Genomic DNA, 23,756 nt, shown 5'->3' on the forward strand with positions numbered 1-23,756 from the left:
TCGCGCCCTCCGGCGCGAGATCACTCCGCGATCGGCGCCCCGATGTCGCATTCGAAGGGCTGGGCCGCCGCAAGCTCGGTGCGCTTTGCCGTGCCGGGCATGATCTCGAAGCGGGGGTCGAACTCGACCATGAGACCCGCAAGCCGTTCGAGGATCGCGACATCGCCCTCGGCCTGCGCGGTGCCGTCGGCCAGCAGCGCGTCCAGCCCGCTCTGTCCCGCCATGACGCGCTCGAGGTCGGCACGGTTCACCTTCAGGGTCAGGTCGGCTGCGTCCGCGCGGAAGCCTGCGATGTTCGTGAGCGTCTCGTTGGCAAGCTCGACCACGAAGGTCTCACCCGTATCCGGAGTCTCGAGATTCATGACGAAGGCAAGACCGGCGGCGCGGCGGCCATCCATGCGGATGGCAAGGAAGTTCAGGAACAGTTCGGTGGACATGCCGCGAATGACGTCGGGGCTGGAACTGCTGACCATCGCCCCCTGCGGGATGCCCGAGCGCAGCTCATAGGCCGCCGCGAGGAAGCTGTTCCGGAGCCCCGGATTCTCCTGCTGATACCCGATCTGCTCGAAGGCGTCGGCGAGCGCATCCCTGGCCTCGCCGTTGCCCGGTTCGGCCTGAACCAGCTTGTCGAGGATCTCGGTCGCGCGGAAATAGTCGCCCGCTTCGTGCAGTTCGCCCGCCTTCGCGAGGATCGCCGCTCCGCCGCCCATCATCTCGACATGGAGCGGCGCCGAGTCGGCGGGCGAAAGCGGGATCAGCGTGGTCGGGTTGCAGTCCCAGAAGCCGAGGTAACGCTGGATCACGCCGCGCGCATTGTGCTGGGGAGAGCCGTGGTAGCCCCGGCAGTGCCATTTGGCCTGCAGGCTCTCGGGCATCCGATAGACGTTGTGGACCTGGTTGATGGTGACGCCCTGGTTGGCGTAGTGCAGAACCTGGTTGTTCATGTTGGCGTAAAGGTCGCGCTGGTCGCGCAGGATCTCGCGGATGCGCTCGTTGCCCCAGCGCGGCCAGTGGTGCGAGGCGAACATCACCTCCGCCTCCTGCCCGAAACGGTAGAGCGCCTCGTTGATGTATTTCGACCAGTTGAGAGGGTCGCGGACCGGCGCGCCGCGCAGCGTGTAGATGTTGTGGAGCTGGGCGGTCACGTTCTCGGCCATCCACAGCGCCTTGAGGTCGGGGATGTAGGTGTTCATCTCGCGCGGGGCTTCGGTGTTCGGCGTGTTCTGGAAGATCATCCGCACGCCATCGACCTCGAACTCCTCGATCGGTTCCGAAACCAGGCGGGTGGGCGGGATCAGCCCGTTCACGCCCGCCGGAACCCGGTGCCCCAAACCCTGGGTGACGAAGCCGTGGGGCGCGACCGGCAGAAGCAACCCATACTGATAGAACAGCCGCCGGTTCATCGCGTTGCCGGCAAAGACGTTCTCCGAGATCAGGAACTGCATGAAGCCGTCGGGCGCGATGATCTCCACCCGGCCCGCGGCCACATCCTCCTCGGCGACGAGGCTGCGAACGCCGCCCCAGTGGTCCGCGTGGGTGTGGGAGTAGATCACCGCGGTGACCGGCAGCCCCTCGCCCCTGTGCTCCTGGAACAGCTCCCATGCGGCGCGTGCGGTCTCTGTCGTGGTCAGCGTGTCGAAGACGATCCAGCCGGTCTTGCCGCGGACGAAGCTCATGTGGGAAAGATCCAGGCCGCGCACCTGGTAGATGCCGGGGATCACCTCATAGATCCCGAAGTGGTTGTTCAGCCGCGCGATGCGCGTCATCGACGGATGGATGCTGTCGAAGTCATCGTTCCCGTCGAGGAAGTCGTATTCGCTGCGGTCGAAGGCCACGTTGCCCGCGTCGCCCATGATCTGACGGGCGGCACGCTCGGCGATCAGCCCGCGCGCCTGCTCTTCGATGTCACGGCGATCCGAGAAGGGCAGCCCCTTGCGCGCCTCTGCCAGCACCTTCATCGTATGCGCGGAGGGCGCCTTGCCCTTCGGGTGGAAATGTCCCTCGAGGGGCGCGCGCACGCCCTGCGCCCGCGCCGTGCCTTCTTCGAGGAAGTTGCCGCCAAGCGCGAAGGCCGCGCCAGTGACGGGAAGCGTCGTGAGGATCTGTCGTCTGGTGGTCATCATCTCACTCCCGTAAGGATCCCATGCCCCGAGTGGATCGGGAAGCGCCTCGGCCCATCCGGGTGCTGCAACCCGGACCGGAGGGTCGTGACCCAAAGCCTCGGATCGGTCGTCTGGCGGACAGCGTGCTTCCCTTCGAACGTCTTCCGATCAGAAGCGGGCGGTGAGGCCGAGCACCGGCCCCCCGAGGTCGAGCTCGACATCGCGCCCGTCCATCTCCCGGTCGATCGACAGCTGGCGCCATCCGCCCTGCACCGACCAGCGGTCGTTGATCTGGTAGCCCAGGGTTGCCACCGCCTGCCATGTGCGGTCGGAGCCGCCGACGGATCCCCCGAAGTCGGCCATGGCCGTGGCGAACCACCGCTCGTTCAGCGCAAGGCGGAGGCGGCCGCCGACCACGGGATCGACCCAGCTGTCGCCGGGCGAAAAGCTTCGGCCGGGCAGCGCACCCGTTGCGAGCGTCACGTCAAGATCCGCACGCACCGCCCGGAAGCCGCCCAGAAGATCGACCGCCACGCGCTCCTCCTGATGCACGCGGTAGGCGGCATAGCCGCTGGCGATCCTCAGCTCCGTCTCGACCGTTCCGCGCGAGAAGAGGCCATCCAGTGGCGCGTCCGCACGCTCCGAAAGGTCAGCGAGGACGAAATCGGCGATCAGGCCCCAGCGGCCCTTCCGGGCCTCCATCACGCCCATCAGGGCGAAATCGGTCGCGGACAGGACGTCGTTTACACTTGCATCGGCCTCGAGCGGCCCGAAGGCCGTCTCGACCGACGTCGAAATGCCCGGCGCCCACAGGTAGGGAGACACGGTAAACTCCCACCCGACGTCCTGAGCGGCTGCAGCACCAGCCAGGGGCACGACCGCAAGGGCTGCGGCAAGACGTTCCCTCCACTCCCCCATCGGCAGATCCCCCATCTGCGGCCCGGACCGCTTCCCCCGTCGCACCCTCCCCGACCGGGCGCCGCCTTCCGTCTGGCCGTCCCGATCATGCCAAGCCCGCGCCGTGGCGGCGCGATTCTCGGCACGGTTCCGCCGACGACCCGCCACCCGCCGATCGCTGTTGATCACCATCAACAACATCCCCGGCCACGACGCGCTTTCCTCGTCTCGATACCTACCCACGTCGCAGCGAGGAGATTGCGACAGATGGAGCAATCTTGCCGGAAATGTTCCGATGTGCTGCGCGGTCTGGCTTCGGTGGGCTGGCTGGCAGAGCAGCCAGACGCGTTTCAGACACGGATGGCGAGGGCCGGCCGATGGAGCACGGTTCCTCGCGGCGGCCTTCTCTACGCGGTGGGGGACGTGCCGAACGCCATCTTCGGCCTGGGCGAGGGTCTGCTTGAGGTATCCATCCCGATCACCGGCGAGGAGGAAGTCACCATCTACCGCGCACGCCCCGGCTTCTGGATCGGCGACTCGGCCCTTCTGGCGGAAACGACGCGGTCAATCACCGTCTCGGCAGCCGTCGAGTCCCGCATCTTCCGTGTCCCGATCGGCGCCGTGCGTCGCAACCTGGCCGAGCATGCCGAGGACTGGATCTGCTTTTTCCGGCTCAATCACGCGAATGCCACGCTCGCGGTGCGGATACTTGCCGAAGTTCTGGCTCTTACGCCACGCGCGCGTTTCGCCCGCATGCTGCTTCGGCTGGCGGATCCCGACGGTTCGGTCCGCGCGACGCAGGAGGATCTGTGCCGGATGGCCGGCATGAGCCGCGCCGCCTTCCGGCGCGCGTTCAAGGGGCTGATCGACGCCGGCTCGGTGCGCACCGAGTATGGCGTGCTTTGGATTGTCGACCGGGCGGCGCTCCAGCTCGCGTCGGAAGAGGCCTGAGGCAACGGCGCGGGAACTCGACGACCCGAAGGGCCCGACATCAACAGTCGCCGGGGCGGGCGGCTGTCCCCGTGTGCAGCCCGCCTCAGCGAAACCTTCCGTCACCCGGCCTGGACAGATGCCGCACCTGGACAGGCCCCCGCTTCGCCGCCGGAGGCGTGTCAGCCCTCCACTTCGTCGGCGATCACGGCCACGCAATCGCCGGGCTTGACGAGGCCGGGGAAGTGGCGGGCCGTGAAGAGGCCCGATCGCCGGGCGGTCAGCACCGTGGGATCTGACCCCGTCCGCGCGACCGGATAGATCAGTGCGATGGTCTGGCCCTTCTCGACCCGCTCGCCCAGATCGGCGCAGAAGCGGATCAGGCCGCCGTCCTCGGCGAAGGTGAAGCAGTCGCCGTCGGGCATGTCGAGCCACTGCGTCGGCTGCGGCTCGGCCTCGCCCCGGAGGATGCCGGCCGCGATCAGCAGGTTGCGGCAGCCGCGCATCGCGATGCCGGTGGTGCGCGCGCTGGCGGTGCCGCCGCCGCCCAGTTCGGTCGTCACGAACACCTTGCCCATCGCCTCGGCGGCGGTGTCATACATGCCCACCGCGTCGATCTCGAGCATCTTCACCGAGAAGGGCGCCCCGAAGGCGCGGACCAGATCGAAGGCACGCGCCTCCTGCGCCTTGTCGGGCAGGACATGCGCGGCGCAGAAGGGCAGGAAGTCGAGCGTCCGGCCCCCCGAATGGAAGTCCAGCACCACGTCTGCCCTCGGCAGCAGCACGCGCTGGAAATAGTCCGCGATCTTCTCGGTCACCGTCCCGTCGTGGCGGCCGGGAAAGCTGCGGTTCAGGTTGCCGCGGTCGATGGGCGAGGTGCGGGTGCCCGCCGCGAAGGCGGGTTGGTTCATCGCGGGCAGGATGATCACCCGGCCCGTCACCTCCTCGGGGCGAAGCGACCGGGCCAGTTCGAAGAGCGCGATCGGCCCCTCGTATTCGTCGCCGTGGTTGGCGCCGGTCAGCAGCGCCGTGGGGCCGGTGCCGTTCGCCACCACCGCGACCGGGATCATGACCGACCCCCAGGCCGCATCGTCGCGGCTGTAGGGCAGCCGCAGGAAGCCGTGCTGCACGCCCGGCGCGTCGAAATCCACCGTCGCCGAGATCGGCGACGGCCGCAGGTCCGCGGTCATGGTCTCAGTCCTTCACGAACAGCTGGCGCGGGACATTGGCAAGGCACTCCACCCCCGTCTCGGTGATCAGGATCGACTCGGTGATCTCGAGGCCCATGTCCTCGAGCCAGAGGCCGGTCATGAAATGGAAGGTCATGCCGGGGCGAAGCTCGGTCCGGTCGCCGGGGCGCAGGCTCATGGTGCGCTCGCCCCAGTCGGGCGGATAGCTCACGCCGATCGGATAGCCGGTGCGATTGTCCTTGAGGATGCCGTATTTCGCCAGCACGTCGAAGAAGCCGCGGGCGATGTCCTCGCAGGTGGCGCCGGGCCGCGCGGCGGCAAGGCCCGCCTCCATCCCTTCCAGCGTCGCCTTCTCGGCATCCAGGAAGGCCTGCGTGGGCTTGCCGAGGAAGACGGTCCGCGACAGCGGCACATGATAGCGGTGATAGCAGCCGGCGATCTCGAAGAAGGTGCCCTCGCCCGCCTTCATCGGCCGGTCGTCCCAGGTCAGGTGCGGCGCGCTCGCCTCGCGCCCCGAGGGCAGAAGCGGCACGATCGCCGGATAGTCGCCGCCAAAGCCGTCGGCGCCGCGGATGCCCGCGTCATGGATCTCGGCGACAAGGTCGCACTTGCGCATCCCCACCTCGACCGTGTCGAGGATGCGCGCATGCATCGCCTCGACGATGCGGGCGGCGCGGCGCATGTAGGTGATCTCCTGCGGCGACTTCACCGCGCGCTGCCAGTTCACCAGCGCCGTGCAGTCGGTGAAGCGGGCATTCGGCAGGTGGCGCGTGAGGCTGGCAAAGGCGGCGGCCGAGAAATAGTAGTTGTCCATCTCGACGCCGATCCGCAGGCTGCCCCAGCCGCGGTCGGTCATCAGCGCCGACAGGTAGTCCATCGGGTGCCGCTCAGTCGATTGCACATAGTGGTCGGGATAGCCGATGATGTTCCCGTGCGCGAGGCAGGCGGTCAGCTTCGCCCCGTTCGCGTCCTGCCCGCGGCCATACCAGATCGGCTCGCCGTCGGGCGGCACGATCACGCACTGGTGGACATAGAAGGACCAGCCGTCATAGCCGGTCAGCCAGTTCATGTTGCTGGGGTCGGTGACGATCAGAAGGTCCACCCCCTTCGCCTCCATCGCTCGCCGCGTCTTGTCCAGACGCTGGGCGAACTCGTCGCGGCTGAACCGCAGCTCGACTTCTGTCATCGGGGATGGTCCTCCTTCGGGCGGATGCGGCCCGGGTCTCTTGTCAGACGGTAAAGCTCTGGCCGGCCTGCGCGGCGGTCGCGCGGGCGACGGCGAGGGCGGCGATGGCGGTGTCCTGGATGCCGGTGCCGGTCAGGTCGGCCAGCGTGATCTGGTCGGGCGCGGTCCGGCCGGGGCGAAGCCCCGCCACCACCTGCCCCAGTTCCGGGAAGTCCCGGTCGGCGGGCACGAGGCCCGCGGCGAGGGCATGGTGCAGCTCGCCCAGACGGCGGGTCTGGGACAGCCGGTCGGCGACATAGGTGGCGCGCGCGATCAGGTCGGGGGCGATCTCGTTCTTGTGCTCGGCATCCGATCCCATGGCGGTGATGTGCTGCCCCGGATGGGCGGCGTGCAGGATCGGCGTCGTGGCGGGCGTCGCGGTCACGATGATGTCGGCGCCACTCGTGGCCTCGTCGGCGGTGGCGCAGGGCATGGCCTCCAGCCCGCGCTGCGCCACCCGCGCGCACAGCGCCCGGGCCTTGCCCGCATCGCGCGCCCAGACGCGGGCCGCACGGATCGGGCGGACGAGTTGCAGCGCCGCCACCTGAAGCTCGGCCTGCATCCCGGCACCCAGAACCGCCACCGTTGCGCTTTCGGCGCGGCTCAGGTGGCGCGCGGCGACGGCGCCCGCCGCGGCGGTGCGCATGTCGGTCAGGTAGCCGTTGTCGAGCAGGATCGCCTGAACCAGCCCGGTGCGCGCCGAAAGCACCACCATCAGCCCGTTGGTCGAGGGCAGGCCGAGCGCGGGATTGCCGAAGAAGCCGGGGCTGATCTTGATGGCGAAATGGTCGAGGCCGGGGATGTGGGCAGTCTTGACGTCCACCTCGCCGCGATGCTCGGGGATGTCGAGCCGCAGGATCGGCGGCATGGCGATGGGCCTCGTCGCGAGCGCGCGGAAGGCATCCTCGACGCAGGCGACGGCCTCGAGGTCCAGCGGCACCAGCGTCCGCAGGTCGGCCTCGGTGAGCAGAAGGACGGGATCTCTCACGCGCGGCCCCCGTCAAGGATGCGGGCGAAGGCCTCGGGCGCGATGTTGCCGCCGGACAGCAGCGCGACGGTGCCCGCGGCGGGGGCGCGCCCGGCCAGAACGGCGGCCACGCCGACCGCCGCCGCCCCCTCGACCGCGTCGCCGGTCACGGCATGGATATGGCGCATCGCGGCCGCGATCTCGTCCTCGGACACGAGGATCACCTCATCGAGGAGCGCCCGGCACATGGCGAAGGTGATCCGGTTTTCCAGCCCCACGCCGCCGCCAAGGCTGTCGGCCAGCGTCGGCAGTTCCGCGACCGTCACGGGATGGCCTGCCGCAAGGCTCGCGGCCATCGCGGCTCCGCGCTCCATCGAGACGCCCACCATCCGGGTCTGCGGCGACAGCGCCTTCACCGCCGCGGCCACGCCCGAGGCCAGCCCGCCGCCCGACAGCGGCACCAGAACCTGCCGGGGCGCAGGGAGATCCCCAAGGATCTCCAGCCCCAGCGTGCCCTGCCCCGCCACCACCGCCGGATCATCGAAGGGCGGCACCTCGGTCAGCCCCTCGGCGGCGACCGCGCGCGCCACCTCGGCCATCGCCTCGTCCTGACTGTCGCCCGTGATCCGCACCTCGGCGCCCAGCTCGCGCACCGCCGCGACCTTGTTCGGGGGCACCAGCCGCGACAGGCAGACGACGGCGCGCACGCCCGCCGCCCGCGCCGCATGGGCCAGCGCCCGGCCGTGGTTCCCGGTCGAGGCCGTCACCACCCCGCGCGCCAGCCGCTCGGGCGGCAGCGACAGCACCGCGTTGGTCGCCCCCCGCAGCTTGAAGGCGCCGGTTTCCTGCCGGTGCTCCATCTTCAGGACCAGCCCGGAGAGGCGCGGGTCGGCCAGCATCGGCGTCCGCCGCACATGGCCGCGAATGCGCGCCTCGGCAGCCCGGATGTCGTCGAGCGTCACGGGCAGCGTCATGCCGGCAGCCCCAGCGTCATCAGGTGGCCGGGCGCCAGCGCCGCCGCAATGCCGATGCGGCGGGCGACCTCCCACGCGGCGGCGTGGTTCGAGGACAGCGCCGGCCGCCCCGTCGCCGCCTCGATCCGGTCGATGACCGACGCCGCCCGCACCGCGGTGCAGGAGATGAAGGTGGCCTCGGACGCGGGATCGGTCGCCTCGCGGGCCAGATCCACCAGATCGTCCAGCGCGATCCGCGCCATGTCGCGGTCGTCGGCCATGGCCAGACAGGTGAGCCGGTCGATCGCGAACCCCTCGGCCTCGAACATCGCGGCCATCGGCCGCGTCGTCTCGACGAGATAGGGCGTCAGCACCGAGATCCGCCGCGCGCCCATCGCGCGAAGGCCGTTCAGCGTGCCCGAGATCGGCGTCACCACCGGACAGCCCGGCTTGCCGCGCGCCACCTGCGCCCGCACCGCACCGTCGCCGATGCAGACCGAGGCCGAGGTGCAGCCATAGACCACCGCATCCAGATCCTCGCCGGGCAGGATCAGCGCGGCCCCCTCGGCCAGATCGGCCTCCATCGCCCGCAGCGTCGCGGGCGTCACCGGATTGGCGAAGGGGATGCGGTTGACATAGATCCCCACCCCGGCCGGCGCGAGGATGCGGGCGAAATCCACCTCGGTCGTGTGGTCGGTGGCCAGCGCGATCAGCCCGATCCGGTGGGCCACCGGGCGTGGGTCCAGCCGCGGCGGACGCGGGGCGACGATGGGGTCGGTCATTTCGCAAGCCTTCCGTAGCGATGTTCAAGCCAGCGCAGCAGCACGACCGAGACGAGGCTCATGGCCAGGAACAGCACGCCCACCAGCGTCATCGGCTCGACATAGCGGTAGCTGGAATTGGCCACCGACTTCGCCTGGTTCATCAGTTCAAGGACGGTGATGGCCGACAGAAGCGGCGTCTCCTTGAACATGGCGATCAGGTAGTTGGCGAGCGCCGGGATCATCGGCGGGATCGCCTGCGGCACGATCACATGGCGCCATGTCTGGGCCGCGGTCAGGTTGGTGGCGCGCGCGGCTTCCCACTGGCCGCGGGGCACGTTCTCGATGCCCGCGCGATAGACCTCGGCGGCGTAGGTCGCGTAGTGCAGGCCCATGCCCAGGACGCCCGCGACCAGCGGCGGAAGCCGGATGCCGGCGTCGGGCAGCACGTAGAAGATGAAGTAGAGTTGCACCAGAAGCGGCGTGCCGCGGATGAAGCTGACGAACAGGCCCACCGGGCGCGCGATCCAGGCCCGGGGCGACCGGCGGGCGATGGCGAAGACCAGCCCCAGGCCCGCCGCCACCCCCGCCGACAGAAGCGTGATGAGCAGCGTCAGCTGCAGCCCCTGCAGCAGGACCGGCATGATCTCGGCGACGAAGGCCCAGTCCCATTCCATCAGCGCACCCCGTCAAGACCGCGCGTCGCGCGTCGTTCCAGCAGCCGCACCCCGCCGCCGATCGCCATGGCCATCGCGTAGTAGAGGACGAGGATCGTGACGAACGGCAGCAGCGTGTTGCCCGTCTGCGCCCGCACCACCTGCGCCTGAAAGGTCATGTCGGGCAGCGAGATCAGCGACACGACCGCGGTGGCCTTCAAAAGCTCGATCGCGTTGTTGCCGAAGGTCGGCAGCATCAGGGGCAGCGCCTGCGGCAGGATGACGTGGCGCATCCGCTGGAAGCGGGTCAGGTTCAGCGCCACCGTCGCCTCGACCTGATCCTTCGGCACCGACAGGACGGCGCCCCGCACCACCTCGGCGCCATAGGCGCCCACGTTCAGCCCCAGCGCCAGCACCCCCGCCGCCAGGGGCGACAGCGTGATCCCGGCGAAGGGCAGCACGAAATAGACCCAGAACAGCTGGACGAAGATCGAGGTGCCGCGGAAGAACTCGATATAGACCGTGGCCAGCGCCCGGACGGCGAAGAAGCGCGACAGCCGCGCAAGGCCAGCGGCGAAGGCTGCCACCAGCGCCAGCGCCGATCCGTAAAGGGTCAGCTGCGCCGTCATCAGCGCCCCCCCGGCGATCAGGGTCAGATATCCGGACCAGTCGGTCATTCAGCGCGGCACCCACGGTGAAGGGAAAGAGGCGGGCGGAGGGGCCGCCCGCCGGCCGGGTCACTCGCCGCAAAGCGCGGCGCGGCTGGTCGATTTCGCGGCCTCGGCCGAGAAGCCGTAGGGCTCGATGAGCTTCGCGAACTCGCCCGACTCCTTCATCTTCGCCAATTCCACGTCGAAGGCGTCGCGCAGCGCCGTGTCCTGCTTGCGGAAGGCCGCGCCGTCGCAATAGACCGGCGCGCCCTGAACCGGCGCCAGCATCTCGAGGTTCGGATCGGCCGCCTTCGCCATCAGGTCCGAGATCGACAGCACCGGCAGCGAATAGACGTCGATCCGGCCATCCTGCAGCATCTTCAGGCCCGACTGCCCGTCGGGAACCACGATCACCCGGTTGCGCGGAACGCCCGCCTCCAGCGCCAGCTTCTCCTCGGTGCCGCCGCCGGGGGCGCCGATGGTGGCCGTGGGGTCGGCCGCGATGTCGGCGTAGGAGCGGAAGCCCTTGGGGTTGCCCTTCGGCAGAAGGAACGCCTCGGCGTCGCAGAGGATCGGCTCGGAATAGGCGACGGCCTGGCAGCGTTCCGGCTTCATGAAGAGGCCCGCGGTGATCGCGTCGTGGCGGCGGGCCTGAAGGCCGGGGATCATCGCGCCATATTCGCTGATCGAGGCCACCACCTCGGGCACGCCCAGCCGCTTGAAGACCTCGCGCGCCACGTCGGGGGCCGCGCCCGAGACGGTGCCGTCGGCGGCGACGGCGGTGAAGGGCGGCTCGTTCGCGATGGCGATGCGGGCGAAGCCCTGTTCGCGCAGGCTGTCGAGCGTGTCGGCCACCGCCGCGGCCGGGGCGGCGATCAGCGCAAGCGTCAGAAGCGTCTTCTTCATCGGATCTCTCTCTGCTGGAGGGTGAGGGTCAGACGCGGTGCCCTGCGGCGATGATCTTGCGCAGGAAGGATTGGGTGCGTTCATGCGTCGGACGGGTGAAGATCTGGTCGGGCGGTCCCTGCTCGACGATGTGGCCGCGGTCGAAGAACAGCACGCGGTCGGCAAACTCGTGGGCAAAGCCCATCTCGTGGGTGACGAGAAGCATGGTCATGTCGGTCTCGGAAGCGAGGCGCTTCATGACCAGCAGCACCTCCTCGACCAGTTCGGGGTCGAGCGCGCTGGTGATCTCGTCGAACAGCATGATGCGGGGCTGCAGCGCCAGCGCGCGGGCAATCGCCACGCGCTGCTTCTGGCCGCCCGACAGCTGCGAGGGCATCGCGCGGGCCTTGTCGGCAAGGCCCACCATCTCGAGCAGGTCCATCGCCCGCCGCTCGGCCGCGGCCCGCGGCTCACCCTTGGTCAGGATCGGCGCCAGCGTGATGTTGTCGAGCACGCACTTGTGCGGAAACAGGTTGAAGTGCTGGAACACCATGCCGATGTGGCGGCGCATGTGGTGCAGGTGCGCCTCGTCCGCCGGCCGCTCGGCCCCGTTGCGCCGCATGTGGAACAGCTGCTCGCCGCAGACCTCGACATGGCCGCCGGTGATCGTCTCCAGCGTCATCAGGATGCGCAGGATCGTCGTCTTGCCCGAGCCCGAAGGCCCGATCAGCGCCAGCTTCTCACCCGGCATCACGTCGAACGACAGGCCGTCAAGAACCTTCAGACTGCCGAAGGATTTCTCAAGGCGATCGATACGGATGATCGGCTGCGTCACGCCTGCCCTCCTGGGGTGGTTCGCAGACAGGATCGGGGCGCGACAATATCATGTCAAAAGGAAAATAATATCATAACAATCTGCGGAGCAACCGGGACAGGAAGTCGCTCAGATCGTGGGCAACGGCGGCTCGGGCGTGTCCTTCAGAAGGCCCGCGATCAGCGACAGGCCGCGGCGAAGGTCCTCGGCGCGGGTCGACCCCAGCGAGACCCGAATCGCCTGCGGCGGCGCCTTGTCGCTGGCGCGGAAGGCATGGCCCGCGGCGACGCCCAGCCCCATGAAGCGCGCCTGCTCGACAAAGGCCTCCTCGGTCCAGCCCTCGGGCAGCGGCAGCCAGAGATGCAGGCTGTTGGGGTGGCAGACGGGCATCTGCGCCCCCAGCACCTCGCAGGCCAGCGCGTGCCGGTCGGCCATCGCGCGCGCCTGCCAGGCGGCCAGTTCGGTCACGGTCCCGTCCGTCACCCAGTGCGACAGCAGGTCCGCCATCGGCGGCGTCGCCATCCAGTTCGAGACCAGATGCCGGTTGGCGGCGGCGGTGGCAAAGCGCGGCGGCGCGTGCAGATAGGCCAGCCGCAGGCCCGGCACGGTGATCTTGGTGAAGCCGCAGATATACAGCGTCCGTTCCGGCGCCAGCGTGGCGAAGGCCGGCGCACGGTCGGCGATCATCATGTTCAGGATGTCGTTCTCGATGATCGCCAGATCGTGGCGGCGGATCACCTCGACCAGTTCGGCGCGCCGGTCGGCGGGCATCATCACCGCCAGGGGATTGATGACATTGGGTTGAAGATAGACCGCGCGGATCTGGCCGCGGCGCGCGGCCTCGTCCAGCGCGGCGGGGATCAGCCCGTGGGCGTCGATCGCCAGCCCCTCCAGATGCAGGCCCAGATAGGTGCAGAGCGGCTTCAGCGTGTGGTGCGTCAGCGCCGCCGCGGCGATGCCGGCGCCCGGCGGGGCCGCGCTCATCACCGCGGCCGTGATGGCGGGGGTGGCGCCGTTCGTCAGCACGATCCCCGACGGCTCGGCCGGCACACCCAGCCCGTTCAGCCAGTCGACCGCGACGGCCCGGTGGTGGGGCATGACCATGTTGGGCCGGAAGGACAGCGCCGAGGCCGCCGCAAGATTGTCGGCGAGCCAGGCGAAGCCCTCGCGCAGGCGGTCCATGTGCAGCGTCTCGACCACCGGCTTCAGGATCGACAGGTCGATCACCTCGCCCGGCCGCTCGGGCAGGTAGGGCTGGCGCGCCTCGCCCCCCGGCCCCAGTACGAAGGAGCCCCGCCCCACCTCGCCCTGGATCAGCCCGCGCCGGATCAGCTCGTCATAGGCGCGGCTGACCGTCTGCAGCGACAGGCCCAGCCGGTCGGCCAGCTTGCGCTGCGGCAGAAGCCGCGCGCCGGGCGGCAGGTGTCCGCCCTCGATGGCACGGGCGAACTGCTCGGCCAGCGACAGGTAGGCGGGACGGGACAGGGTGTCGGGGTTGGGCATCCAGATTGTCATGATTGCCATGCTGACGCCAATCATGTCATTCTGCAATTCATTCCTGCCGGAGGATGACATGAAGCTGGACCCGATCGACCTGCGCATCCTCGAGGCCGTCCAGAGGGAGGGGCGGATCACCAAGCTGCGGCTGGCCGAGACGGTGGGCCTGTCGCCCACGCCCTGCTGGCTGCGCCTGCGCAAGCTGGAGCAGGCGGGGCTGATCGCGGGCTACCACGCCCGGCTCGCGCCGCGCCGCGTGGCCCCCTTTGCGACCGTGCTGGTCGAGGTGACGCTGGCCAACCACCGGCAGTCCGACTTCGACCGGTTCGAGCGCGCGGTCTCGGCCCGCGACGAGGTTCTGGCCTGCTGGTCGGTGGGCGGCGGGGTGGATTACATCCTGAAGGTCGTGGCGCGCGACATCGACGCCTATCAGCGGCTGATCGACGGGCTTCTGGCCGACGAGATCGGGATCGACCGCTATTTCACCTACATCGTCACCCGCACCGTCAAGGAGGACGGCCCGCTGCCGATGGCGCTTTTCGCCGGCCCGTAGAGACTTTCTCCATCCGCCCCCCGCAGGCCCGCCCGGATGGACCATGCCCCCGCCCGACTTTGGCCCCCTTCTCTGCCTGTTTCGCTCAGGATGAACGGAGCTGAAGGAGGCCCGCATGAACGCCCGACCGCTCCAGACCCCCCACCCCGCCCTGTCGCGCCTGACCGACCGGGCGCTGTTGCGCACCCTTGGGCATGTGGGCGGCCGCTGGACCGCCGCCCCGGACGCGGCCGATTTCGCCGTGACCGATCCCGCCAGCGGCGCGCTGGTCGCGCGCGTCGCCCGGCTGGGTCCGGCCGAAACCGACGCCGCGATCGCCGCCGCGCGCGCGGCCTTCCCCGGCTGGCGCGACCGCCTTCCGCAGGAGCGGGCGCGCATCCTGCACCGTTGGGCCGAACTGATGCGGACGGCGATCGAGGATCTGGCGCTGATCATGACGCTGGAGCAGGGCAAGCCGCTGGCCGAAAGCCGGGGCGAGATCGCCTATGCCGCCGAATTCCTCGACTGGTATGCCGGCGAGGCGCCCCGCCTGAATGTCGAGGGCGTGACCCCGCATCTGCCCGAGGTCGAGATGATCGTGCGGCGCGAGGCGCTGGGTCCGGTGGGCGTGGTGACGCCCTGGAACTTTCCCAGCGCGATGATCACCCGCAAGGTGGCCGCCGCGCTGGCCGCGGGCTGCACGACCGTCGTCCATCCCAGCGCCGAAACCCCGCTGTCGGCGCTGGCGCTGGCCGAACTGGCCGAGCGCGCGGGGCTGCCTCCGGGCGTCATGAACCTGGTGCCGGGCGAGGCCGCGGGGATCGTCGGGCAGATGTGCACCGACCCCCGGCTGGCGGCGCTGTCCTTCACCGGCTCGACCGAGGTCGGCCGGCTGATCGCCACGACTGCGGCGCCGGGCCTGAAGCGGCTGGTGATGGAGCTGGGCGGGCACGCACCGATGCTGGTCTTTGCCGACGCCGACCTTGACCGCGCGGTGGATCTGGCGATGGATGCAAAATTCGCCACCTCGGGACAGGACTGCCTTGCCGCCAACCGCATCTATGTCGAGCGCCCGATCCTGCCCGCCTTCACCGAGCGCCTTGCCCGGCGGATCGCCCGGCTGAAGGTGGGGCCGGGCCTTGATCCCGGCACCGAGATCGGGCCGCTGATGCACGCCCGCGCGCTGGCGAAGGTCGCAGCACAGGTCGAGGATGCGCTGGCGCGCGGGGCGCGGCTGGTCACCGGCGGCCACGCCCATCCCGACCTGCCCCTCGCCTACATGCCGACCCTTCTCGTCGGCGCCCCCGACGAGGCGCTGATCCACCGCGAGGAAACCTTCGGACCCGTCGCCTCGCTGCTGGCGTTCGACGGCGAGGCCGAGGCGATCGCCCGCGCCAACGCCACCGACTACGGGCTGGTGGCCTATGTCGTGACGCGCGACGGGGCCCGCGCGCTGCGCATGGCAAGGGCGCTGGAGTTCGGGATGGTGGCGGTCAACCGCGTCAAGATCACCGGCGGCCCCGTTCCCTTCGGCGGCTGGAAACAGTCGGGCCTCGGCCGCGAAGGCTCGCGCCACGGAATCGAAGCCTTCACCGAACTGAAATACCTCTGCATCGACACGGCCGCCTGAGCCGGAAAGGACGAACATGCTCGACCGCGACAACGACCTGAACGCCTGGGACCGCGACCACTTCTTCCATCCCTCGACGCACATGGGCAGCCATGCCCGCGGCGAGACCCCGCGCCGGATGATCACCGGCGGCACGGGCTGCCGGATCACCGACGCCGAGGGCCGCGAAAGCCTGGACGCCTTCGCCGGCCTCTATTGCGTGAACGTGGGCTATGGCCGGACCGAGATCGCCGAGGCCATCGCCGAACAGGCCCGCCAGCTTGCCTATTACCACGCCTATGTCGGCCACGGCACCGAAGCCAGCGTCACGCTCGCCCGCATGATCATCGAGCGCGCACCCGCGACCATGAGCCGGGTCTATTTCGGCCTGTCCGGATCGGACGCGAACGAGACCAACATCAAGCTGATCTGGTATTACAACAACGTCCTCGGCCGCCCCGAGAAGAAGAAGATCATCAGCCGCTGGCGCGGCTATCACGGCTCGGGGCTGATGACCGGCTCGCTCACCGGGCTGTCGCTGTTCCACGCGCAGTTCGACCTGCCGCTCGCGCCGGTGCTGCATACGGAAGCCCCCTATTACTTCCGGCGCGAGGACCGCAGCCAGACCGAGGAGCAGTTCAGCGCCCATTGCGCGACGAAGCTCGAGGAGCTGATCCTGGCCGAAGGCCCGGACACGATCGCCGCCTTCATCGGCGAGCCGATCCTCGGCACCGGCGGGATCGTGCCGCCGCCCGCCGGCTACTGGGCGGCGATCCAGGCGGTGCTGAAGAAATACGACATCCTGCTGGTGGCCGACGAGGTGGTGACGGGCTTCGGCCGCCTCGGCACCATGTTCGGCTCGGTCCATTACGGGATGGAGCCCGACCTGATCACCATCGCCAAGGGGCTGACCTCGGCCTATGCGCCCCTGTCGGGCTCCATCGTCTCACAGCGCATGTGGGAGGTGCTGGTCGAGGGATCGGACCGCTTCGGCCCGATCGGCCACGGCTGGACCTATTCGGCGCATCCGGTCTGCGCGGCGGCGGGGGTGGCCAACCTGACGCTGATCGACGAGATGGACCTTGTGCGCAACGCGGGCGAGGTGGGCGCCTACTTCCGCGCGGCGCTGGCCGATGCGCTGTCGGACCATGCCCATGTCGGCGAGGTGCGCGGCGACGGGCTGATGGCGGCGGTGGAGTTCGTGGAGGACCGCGACGACCGCCGCTTCTTCGACCCGGCGCGGAAGGTGGGGCCGGCGGTGTCGGCGGCCCTGCTGGAAGGGGGCGTCATCGGCCGCGCCCTGCCGCAGGGCGACATCCTGGGCTTTGCGCCGCCGCTGTGCATGACGCGGGAGGATGCGGACAGGGTGGTGAGCGCCACGCAGGAGGCGGTCAGAAAGGTGCTTGGGTAGTTCAGCCGGAACACCGCGATCCGGCGGCCGCGAGCGTGGACCTGGTGCCGAACTCGTAGCGCACGCGGGCGTTCGGGCTTCGCAACGCTCCACCGGAGCGTTGCGCGGGCAGGCCCGGGCCGGGGGCGGGCGGCTAGTCCAGCCAGACGCAGCCGGCCGCCTCCAGCGCCTTGTCGACCCAGGCCCGGTCCAGCGTGCCGGCCTCGGTCTCGGCCATCTGCCGCGTCTCGGCCGCATGCTTCTTGCGGGCGGCGGCGAGGATCGTCTCGGCCTCGTCCTGCGGCACGGCCACAAGGCCGTCGTAATCGCCAAGGATCAGGTCACCCGGCCGGATCACCGAGCCCCCGAGCGAGATCGGAAGGCCGATCTCGCCGGGGCCTGTGCGATAGGGGCCACGGTGGGTAATGCCGCAGCCATAGACCGGCAGGTTGCGCTCGCGGATCGCCTCGGCGTCACGAATCGCGCCATGCAGGACGAAACCCGCCACGCCGCGGCGAATGGCATGGGCCAGCATCAGCTCTCCCATCAGCGAGTTGGTCATGTCGCCGCCCGCATCCAGCACGATGACATCGCCCGGCTCGGCCATGTCGATGGCCTTGTGCAGCATCAGGTTGTCGCCGGGGCGCGAGCGCACCGTCAGGGCGGGACCGGCCAGCACGCCCGAGCGGTGCATCGGCCGCAGTTCGGGGCCGAAGGCCGCCAGACGGGACATGCTGTCGCTGACATTGGCCACCGGCAGGTCGCGGAAGGCCGCGACCATGTCGGCTCCGATGCGGGTCCAGGTGCGTTTGATGCGGAAACCGTGGGTCATGTGTGGTCCTTCAAGCGGCAAGGTCTGCGGGGCGCGCGAGCGCGCGTTCGTCGGGCGGATTGCCGTCCAGAACGCTGATGATGTGGCGCGCGGCGATCTCGGCCATCGCGCGGGACGAGCCCGCCGTGACGCCCCCGATGTGCGGGGTGGCCACCAGCGTCGGCAACTCCCACAGCGGGTTGTCGGCCGCGGGCGGCTCGGTGGCGAAACTGTCGAGCGCCGCACCGGCGATGGTGCCCGCCCTCAGGGCGTCGGCCAGCGCCGCCTCGTCGATGATGCCGCCGCGGGCGGTGTTCACGATCACCGCCGTGCGCTTCATCATCGCCAGACGCCGCGCGTCGATCAGATCGCGGGTGGCACTCGTCAGCGGGCAGTGCAGGCTCAGGATGTCGAGCGCGGGCAGCATTGCCTCGAGATCGGCGGCGGTGGCGAACCCGTCCGCCTCGGCCGCCTCGGGGGCGTAGGGATCGTGAACGACCACCTCCATCCCCAGCGCCTCGGCCATGCGGGCGGTCTCGCGCCCGATGCCGCCGTAGCCGACGAGACCGAGCGTCGCGCCCTGGAAGTCCTTGCCGATGAAGGTGGGCTTCGGCCACGCGCCGCCCTTCACCGCGGCGTTCAGCGGCTGGATCTCCTTCACCAGCATCAGCGCCAGCGCGATCGCATGTTCGGCCACCGCGCGGGAGTTCGATCCCATCGAGCGCAGCACGGGTATCCCGCGCGCCTCGGCGGCGGCAAGGTCGATATTATCGACACCCACCCCGTGCTTGACGATGACCTTCAGACCGGGCGAGGCGCCGATCACCTCATCCGTGATCCGGCCCTGCCGCACCATCATCGCGTCGATGCGCAGCTCGGCCGCGCGGGCCGCGACCACATCGGACGGGTCGTAGGGCGGCGAGAAGAACACGTCGATGTCATGGTCGTTCAGCAGATCCACCGCGCTTTGCGCGATCTGGGTGTGGGTCACGAGGATGCGGCGGCGGCGGCCGGAGCCGTTCGGGGCGCGGGTCATGCTTGGTCCTTGTCGAAGCGGTCGAGAAGCCTTTCGGCGCGGGTCACGATGGGAAGGTCGATGAACCGGCCCTCCAGCGTGAAGGCGCCGCGTCCGGCGGCCGCCTCCTCGCGGCTGGCCGCCACCACGCGGCGGGCCCAGTCGAGCTCCTCCGGCGAGGGGCTGAAGGCCGCGTTCAGCACCGGCACCACCGCCGGATGGATGCAGCTGGCCCCGTCGAAGCCGAAATCCCGGGCCTCGAGCGCCGCCGCGCGGATGGCATCGGTGTCGGAGAAGTCGGCGGTCGAGCGGAACAGGCCGAAGGACATCACACCCGCGGCCTTGGCGGCGTAATGGATCATGAGCTTGGGTTGGCGCAGCACCTCGGGCGTGGGCTTCGCGCCCATCGAGGTGGCGAGATCCTCTCCGCCGGCCGAGAGCGCAAGGACGCGCGGCCCCCGTGCGATGGCACGGGCCTCGAAGAGACCTTCGGGGTCCTCGATCAGCGGCACGAAGCCCATGGGCGCGCGACCGCCCTCGAACGGGGCCAGATGCTCCGCCAGCCGATGCAGCAGCGCCACGTCATTGACCTTGGGCAGGTAGAGCGCGTCCGCCCCCGCCTGCGTGGCCGCCACGGCATCGTCAAGAAGCCGGTCGGACATGTTCACGCGGACGAAGACCTGCCCGCCGCCCGCCGCCACCATCGGCACCGACCGGGCCAGCATCTCGCGCGCCCCGGTCTTGGCCGCCTCGGGCACGGCATCCTCAAGGTCGATGATGACCGCATCGGCGCCGCGCTGGCCGGCCTTTTCCAGAAAGCGGGGCGTGTTGCCCGGCACATAGAGCAGCGAGCGGATCATGCGCCCTCCTCCAGATCGGCAGGCGTCATGCCGATCTCGGCGAGGATCTCGGCGGTGTGCTCGCCCAGATCGGGCGCCGGATAGCGGAAGCCGCCCGGAGTGGCCGCAAACCGCGGAAAGACATTGTGCTGCGGCAGGCTGCCGTTCCGGGCATCCTCCACCTCGACGATGATCTCGCGCTCGGCGAAATGGCGGTCGGCGGCGATGTCGGCGATGTCATAGACGGGGCCCACGGTGGCGCCGGCCGCGCGCATCTCGGCCAGGGCCTCATCCCGGCTGCGGGTCAGGAACCATTGCGCGACCGCCGCATCCACGAGTTCGCGGTGCTTCACCCGCCCGGCATTGCTGGCAAAGCGCGGATCGGTCTTCATCTCGGGCCGGCCGATCACCTCGAAGATGCGGAAGGCGACGGTCTGGGTCGAGCCCGAGAGCGCTACGAACTTGCCGTCGTTGCAGCGATAGACATTGCGCGGCGAGACCGTGTTCGAGGCGGAGCCCGACCGTTCCTTGATCTTGCCCGTGGTCTTGTAGATCGAGGCCTCGGGCCCCAGCACGGCGAAGATCGGCTCGAGCAGCGACAGGTCGATGACCTGCCCCCCCGCCGCGCCGCGCTCGCGGGCGAAAAGCGCCATCATCACCGCATTGGCCCCGGTCATCCCGGCGATCATGTCGGCCAGCGCCAGCGGCGGCAGCACGGGCTCGCGGTCGGCAAAGCCGGTGCGGGCGGCATAGCCGCTCATGGCCTCGACAAGCGTGCCGAACCCCGGCAGTTTCGCGTAAGGCCCGGTCTGGCCGAAGCCCGAGATGCGCAGCGTGACGAGCCGCGGGTTCAGCTCGGCGAGCGCCTCGGGGCCGAGGCTCATCTCCTCCAGCGTGCCCGGACGATAGTTCTCGATGAAGACATCCGCCCCGGCGAGCAGGCGGCGCAGCGCCTCCATCGCGGGGGCGTTGCGCAGGTTCAGGCTGATCGAGCGCTTGTTGCGGCCGTAGGTCTTCCAGTGCAGCGATTGTCCGCCGTCGCGCCAGTCGCGCAGCGGATCGCCCTGCGGCGGCTCGACCTTGATGACCTCCGCGCCGAAGTCGGCCAGCTGCAGCGAGGTCATGTTGCCGGCCACCAGACGCGACAGGTCGATGACACGGATGCCGTGCAGCGGGCCGCGCAGGCTTGCGTCGAAGCTGATCATCTCAGGCCCCCGCGAACTTCTCGGCGAAGACCGCGCAATGTTCGGGCGGGAAGCGCAGGGTCACGGTGGGATCGTCGATCTCCCACGTGGTCTGGATGCGGAACTCCATCTCGCCCGAGCGGACGACATATTGCCAGACCGAGCCGAGATAGACCTTCTGCATCACGCTGGCGCGGAGACCGTTCGGCCCCAGCTCGCGCACGACCTCGATCCGCTCGGGGCGGATCGCCACGACCAGTGCCCCATCCGCACCGGCGCGCCCGGGCGGCGTCACCAGTTCGGTGCCGTCGGCCAGCCGCACGCGGGCCTGATCCGTGCCGCTCTCGATCATCCGGCCGTCGAGGAAGTTCGACGAGCCGATGAAATCGGCCACGAAACTGTCGGCGGGCCGCTCGTAGATGTCGCGGGGGCTGCCGAGCTGGCGCATCCGCCCCATGCTCATGACGGCGATCCGATCCGACACCGCCAGAGCCTCGGCCTGGTCGTGGGTCACGTAGATGGTGGTGACGTTCAGCCGCTCCTGCAGCTCGCGCAGCCAGACGCGGGCGCGCTCGCGCAGCTTCGCGTCGAGGTTCGAGAGCGGCTCGTCGAGCAGAAGGAGCGGCGGGCGGTAGACCAGCGCCCGCGCCAGCGCCACGCGCTGCTGCTGGCCGCCCGACAGTTCGAACGGGAAGCGGTCGGCATAGGGCAGCATCTCCACGAGGCCGAGCGCCTCGCGGATCCGCTCGTCGCGCTGCGACTTGCCCATCTTGCGCAGGATCAGCGGGAAGGCGAGGTTGTCGGCCACGGTCTTGTGCGGCCAGAGCGCGTAGGACTGGAAGACGAGGCCGATGTTGCGCCTCTCGGGCGGCACCGTGTTCCGGGGATGGCCGTCGAACAGCACCTTGTCGCCCACCCGGATGATGCCCGAGGTGGCGTGGTTGAGGCCCGCCACCGCAAAGAGCGAGGTGGACTTGCCGCAGCCCGAGGGGCCGAGCAGGGTCAGGAACTCGCCCGAGGCCACATGGATGTTCAGGTTCTCGACGGCGGTGACTTCGCCATACTTGATGGTCAGGTTCTCGAGGACGAGATCAGCCATAGATCTTGGCTCCCAGCAGGCGGCGCGCGAGGATGACGAACAGCGCCGTGATGATGACTTGGATGGTGGCCAGGGCGGAGACGGGGCCGTTGTCTCCCTGGGCCACCAGTTGCAGCATGGTGGTGCCGATGATCTCGGAGCCCGGCTGATACAGGAACGCGGCGGTGACGTATTCCTTGAAGAAGTGGATGAACAGAAGCGCATAGCAGCTGAACAGCGCGGGCTTCAGGATCGGCAGGATGATCCGGGTGACGGTCGTCCACCAGTCGGCGCCCGAGATGCGCGCGCCGCGGTCGAGCTCTTCGCCGATCTGCGCCAGGGCGGGGGCGATGGCGCCGAACCCGACCGGGATGTAACGGATCATGAAGGCGAGGATCAGCACGAAGATCGTTCCGCGGATCAGGTCCGCTCCGGGCAGCCACAGCACGGCGTAGAAGAAGCCGAGGCCCGCGATGATCCCCGGAAGCGAGCGGGGGAACAGCGCCACATATTCAAGCGGCCGGCGGAAGCGGAAGTCGGACCGGCGCGCGATGAGCGCCACGACGGCGATGAAGAAGGTGCCGATGGCCGCCCCGACGGTCGCCACCACCACCGAGTTCACGATCGAGCGGACATAGGTCGAGGAGCCGAAGACCAGATCGAAGTTCGCGGTCGTCATCACCTTCCAGAACGGGATCAGCGGCGTGAGGAAGGTCACGGCCGAGCGCAGGAAGATCCCGCCGAAGATCGCGAGGATGGTGAAGAAGACGAAGGCAAAGACGAAGGCGAAGGCGGGCCAGCGCCACGCGCCCAGATCCAGCGTCGAGGGCCGGCTCGCCTTGCCACGGACGGTGACGAAGCGGCCCGAGGCCTTCATCAGATGGCCCTGCAGCCAGACCAGCGCCGCCACGATGGCCAGAAGGATGATCGCGGCCGCTCCGACGATGCCGTATTCCGGCCGCACGGCGGCGTTGATGCCCTTGTCGTAGAGGAAGGTCGTCACGGTCTGGATGCCCGAGGGGCCGCCGAACAGGAGCGGGATGGCCAGCATCTCGATGCCCACGACAAAGTTCAGCACGGCGGAATAGATCAACGCCGGGCGGATCATGGGGATGGTCACCGACCAGAGCGCGCGGAAGGGGCCGGCGCCGGTGGAGCGCGCCGCATCCTCGAGCTGCGGGTCGGCCTTGGTGACGGCGGCGAGGCACATCAGGTAGGTCAGCGGCGCCTGGCTCAGGCCCGCGACGATGCCCATGCCGGTGACGGAATAGAGGTTCCACGGCGCTCCGCCGAGCCAGCCCTTGGCGGCAAGGGTGATGAAGCCCGAGGGGCCGTACATCGTGAACCAGCCGAAGGCGATCACGAGGTTCGACACGAAGAGCGGCCAGATGAAGATCTCGCCCATCCACTTGCGGCCGGGCAGGTTGGTCCGGCCGACGAGGACGGCCATGACCGCGCCGAAGACCTGCGCCATGATCATCGTCAGGGCGCCGAAGTAGAAGGTGTTGAAGAAGACCTGCGCCATGCCGGGCTCGCGCACCAGCCGGGCGAAGTTCTCGAAGGTGAAGCCGGCGGTGCCGTCATAAAGCGGCTTGTCCAGGAAGGCCTGGGTGACGATCGGCAGGATCGGGCCAAGGACCAGAACGGTCGTCAGCGAGGCGACGCCCCAGTAGATCAGGCGTGACCTGTCGATCGGCCGTGCTGCACGGCCGGTTTCGGAGAGATCCGTCATCGGAATACCTTGCGGGGTTGAAGGGGGCGGCTGCCAGCC

22 protein-coding genes are annotated in these 23,756 nt (G+C 69.5%); 4 read left to right on the top strand and 18 right to left on the bottom strand.

Going from position 1 to position 23,756, the window contains the following annotated elements; genetic code table 11:
* Nucleotides 1-20 precede the first annotated feature (20 nt).
* The gene (locus LV780_RS15600; RefSeq protein WP_233864137.1) at nucleotides 21-2,120 is read right to left on the bottom strand and encodes an alkyl/aryl-sulfatase; all 2,100 of its coding nucleotides are present in this window, start codon (nucleotides 2,118-2,120) and stop codon (nucleotides 21-23) included.
* A gap of 150 nt (nucleotides 2,121-2,270) precedes the next feature.
* Complete coding sequence (locus tag LV780_RS15605; RefSeq protein WP_233864138.1) at nucleotides 2,271-2,927, bottom strand: hypothetical protein; 657 nt, start codon at nucleotides 2,925-2,927, stop codon at nucleotides 2,271-2,273.
* Nucleotides 2,928-3,296: 369 nt separating this feature from the next.
* On the opposite strand from LV780_RS15605, the gene LV780_RS15610 reads away from it, so the two are divergent.
* Nucleotides 3,297-3,950, top strand: coding sequence for a Crp/Fnr family transcriptional regulator (locus LV780_RS15610; RefSeq protein ID WP_233864139.1), 654 nt, complete (start codon nucleotides 3,297-3,299; stop codon nucleotides 3,948-3,950).
* Nucleotides 3,951-4,111: 161 nt separating this feature from the next.
* Here LV780_RS15610 and doeB read toward each other — a convergent pair whose 3' ends face one another.
* The 10 genes from doeB to ehuR form a co-directional block, all read right to left on the bottom strand.
* On the bottom strand, nucleotides 4,112-5,119 hold the full coding sequence (gene doeB, locus LV780_RS15615) for a N(2)-acetyl-L-2,4-diaminobutanoate deacetylase DoeB (RefSeq protein ID WP_108220710.1): 1,008 nt from the start codon (nucleotides 5,117-5,119) through the stop codon (nucleotides 4,112-4,114).
* Between the two features lie 4 nt (nucleotides 5,120-5,123).
* Entirely contained in the window at nucleotides 5,124-6,305 is a 1,182-nt protein-coding gene (gene doeA, locus LV780_RS15620; RefSeq protein ID WP_108220711.1) for an ectoine hydrolase DoeA, read from the bottom strand.
* A 43-nt stretch (nucleotides 6,306-6,348) separates the two neighbouring features.
* Nucleotides 6,349-7,332 (bottom strand): cyclodeaminase, encoded by a 984-nt coding sequence (locus tag LV780_RS15625; protein WP_108220712.1) that lies wholly within the window; start codon nucleotides 7,330-7,332, stop codon nucleotides 6,349-6,351.
* Nucleotides 7,329-8,285 carry a hydroxyectoine utilization dehydratase EutB gene (gene eutB / locus LV780_RS15630; protein WP_181318477.1) on the bottom strand — a complete coding sequence of 319 codons (957 nt, stop codon included), beginning with the start codon at nucleotides 8,283-8,285 and terminating at the stop codon, nucleotides 7,329-7,331. The genes LV780_RS15625 and eutB overlap by 4 nt, the downstream gene beginning before the upstream one ends.
* Complete coding sequence (locus tag LV780_RS15635) at nucleotides 8,282-9,046, bottom strand: aspartate racemase/maleate isomerase family protein (protein WP_101340904.1); 765 nt, start codon at nucleotides 9,044-9,046, stop codon at nucleotides 8,282-8,284. The genes eutB and LV780_RS15635 overlap by 4 nt, the downstream gene beginning before the upstream one ends.
* Entirely contained in the window at nucleotides 9,043-9,702 is a 660-nt protein-coding gene (ehuD, locus tag LV780_RS15640) for an ectoine/hydroxyectoine ABC transporter permease subunit EhuD (RefSeq protein ID WP_108220713.1), read from the bottom strand. The genes LV780_RS15635 and ehuD overlap by 4 nt, the downstream gene beginning before the upstream one ends.
* Nucleotides 9,702-10,358, bottom strand: a complete 657-nt coding sequence (gene ehuC, locus LV780_RS15645) for an ectoine/hydroxyectoine ABC transporter permease subunit EhuC (RefSeq protein WP_108220714.1) — start codon at nucleotides 10,356-10,358, stop codon at nucleotides 9,702-9,704. Before ehuC ends, ehuD begins: the two co-directional genes overlap by 1 nt.
* 60 nt (nucleotides 10,359-10,418) lie before the next feature.
* Entirely contained in the window at nucleotides 10,419-11,237 is an 819-nt protein-coding gene (gene ehuB, locus LV780_RS15650) for an ectoine/hydroxyectoine ABC transporter substrate-binding protein EhuB (RefSeq protein WP_117345063.1), read from the bottom strand.
* A gap of 28 nt (nucleotides 11,238-11,265) precedes the next feature.
* Nucleotides 11,266-12,051, bottom strand: a complete 786-nt coding sequence (gene ehuA, locus LV780_RS15655) for an ectoine/hydroxyectoine ABC transporter ATP-binding protein EhuA (protein WP_117345062.1) — start codon at nucleotides 12,049-12,051, stop codon at nucleotides 11,266-11,268.
* Nucleotides 12,052-12,159: 108 nt separating this feature from the next.
* A complete protein-coding gene (gene ehuR / locus LV780_RS15660) occupies nucleotides 12,160-13,545 on the bottom strand; it encodes a MocR-like ectoine utilization transcription factor EhuR (protein WP_117345116.1) in 1,386 nt (461 codons plus the stop codon).
* 58 nt (nucleotides 13,546-13,603) lie between these two features.
* Between ehuR and LV780_RS15665 the strand changes: the two genes are divergently transcribed.
* The 3 genes from LV780_RS15665 to LV780_RS15675 all read left to right on the top strand — a co-directional run bounded on the left by LV780_RS15665 (nucleotide 13,604) and on the right by LV780_RS15675 (nucleotide 17,079).
* Nucleotides 13,604-14,080, top strand: coding sequence for an Lrp/AsnC family transcriptional regulator (locus LV780_RS15665; protein WP_101340909.1), 477 nt, complete (start codon nucleotides 13,604-13,606; stop codon nucleotides 14,078-14,080).
* A 115-nt stretch (nucleotides 14,081-14,195) separates the two neighbouring features.
* A complete protein-coding gene (locus LV780_RS15670) occupies nucleotides 14,196-15,689 on the top strand; it encodes an NAD-dependent succinate-semialdehyde dehydrogenase (RefSeq protein ID WP_108220717.1) in 1,494 nt (497 codons plus the stop codon).
* Between the two features lie 16 nt (nucleotides 15,690-15,705).
* Entirely contained in the window at nucleotides 15,706-17,079 is a 1,374-nt protein-coding gene (locus LV780_RS15675) for an aspartate aminotransferase family protein (RefSeq protein WP_117345061.1), read from the top strand.
* Nucleotides 17,080-17,212: 133 nt separating this feature from the next.
* Here LV780_RS15675 and LV780_RS15680 read toward each other — a convergent pair whose 3' ends face one another.
* Genes LV780_RS15680 through LV780_RS15705 form a run of 6 tightly spaced genes read right to left on the bottom strand, consistent with a single transcriptional unit; the run spans nucleotide 17,213 to nucleotide 23,717 of the window.
* Entirely contained in the window at nucleotides 17,213-17,890 is a 678-nt protein-coding gene (locus LV780_RS15680) for an RraA family protein (RefSeq protein WP_117345060.1), read from the bottom strand.
* 10 nt (nucleotides 17,891-17,900) lie between these two features.
* Nucleotides 17,901-18,905 carry a hydroxyacid dehydrogenase gene (locus tag LV780_RS15685; protein ID WP_117345059.1) on the bottom strand — a complete coding sequence of 335 codons (1,005 nt, stop codon included), beginning with the start codon at nucleotides 18,903-18,905 and terminating at the stop codon, nucleotides 17,901-17,903.
* The gene (locus LV780_RS15690; protein ID WP_117345058.1) at nucleotides 18,902-19,744 is read right to left on the bottom strand and encodes an HpcH/HpaI aldolase/citrate lyase family protein; all 843 of its coding nucleotides are present in this window, start codon (nucleotides 19,742-19,744) and stop codon (nucleotides 18,902-18,904) included. Before LV780_RS15690 ends, LV780_RS15685 begins: the two co-directional genes overlap by 4 nt.
* A complete protein-coding gene (locus LV780_RS15695; RefSeq protein WP_108220721.1) occupies nucleotides 19,741-20,928 on the bottom strand; it encodes a CaiB/BaiF CoA transferase family protein in 1,188 nt (395 codons plus the stop codon). Before LV780_RS15695 ends, LV780_RS15690 begins: the two co-directional genes overlap by 4 nt.
* A 1-nt stretch (nucleotide 20,929) precedes the next feature.
* Entirely contained in the window at nucleotides 20,930-22,006 is a 1,077-nt protein-coding gene (locus tag LV780_RS15700; RefSeq protein ID WP_108220722.1) for an ABC transporter ATP-binding protein, read from the bottom strand.
* Nucleotides 21,999-23,717: an ABC transporter permease gene (locus LV780_RS15705; protein ID WP_011910103.1), complete on the bottom strand. Its 1,719-nt coding sequence runs from the start codon at nucleotides 23,715-23,717 to the stop codon at nucleotides 21,999-22,001. Before LV780_RS15705 ends, LV780_RS15700 begins: the two co-directional genes overlap by 8 nt.
* Nucleotides 23,718-23,756: the final 39 nt, after the last annotated feature.

It is taken from the genome of Cereibacter azotoformans (assembly GCF_021391315.1).
Taxonomy (GTDB): domain Bacteria; phylum Pseudomonadota; class Alphaproteobacteria; order Rhodobacterales; family Rhodobacteraceae; genus Cereibacter_A; species Cereibacter_A azotoformans.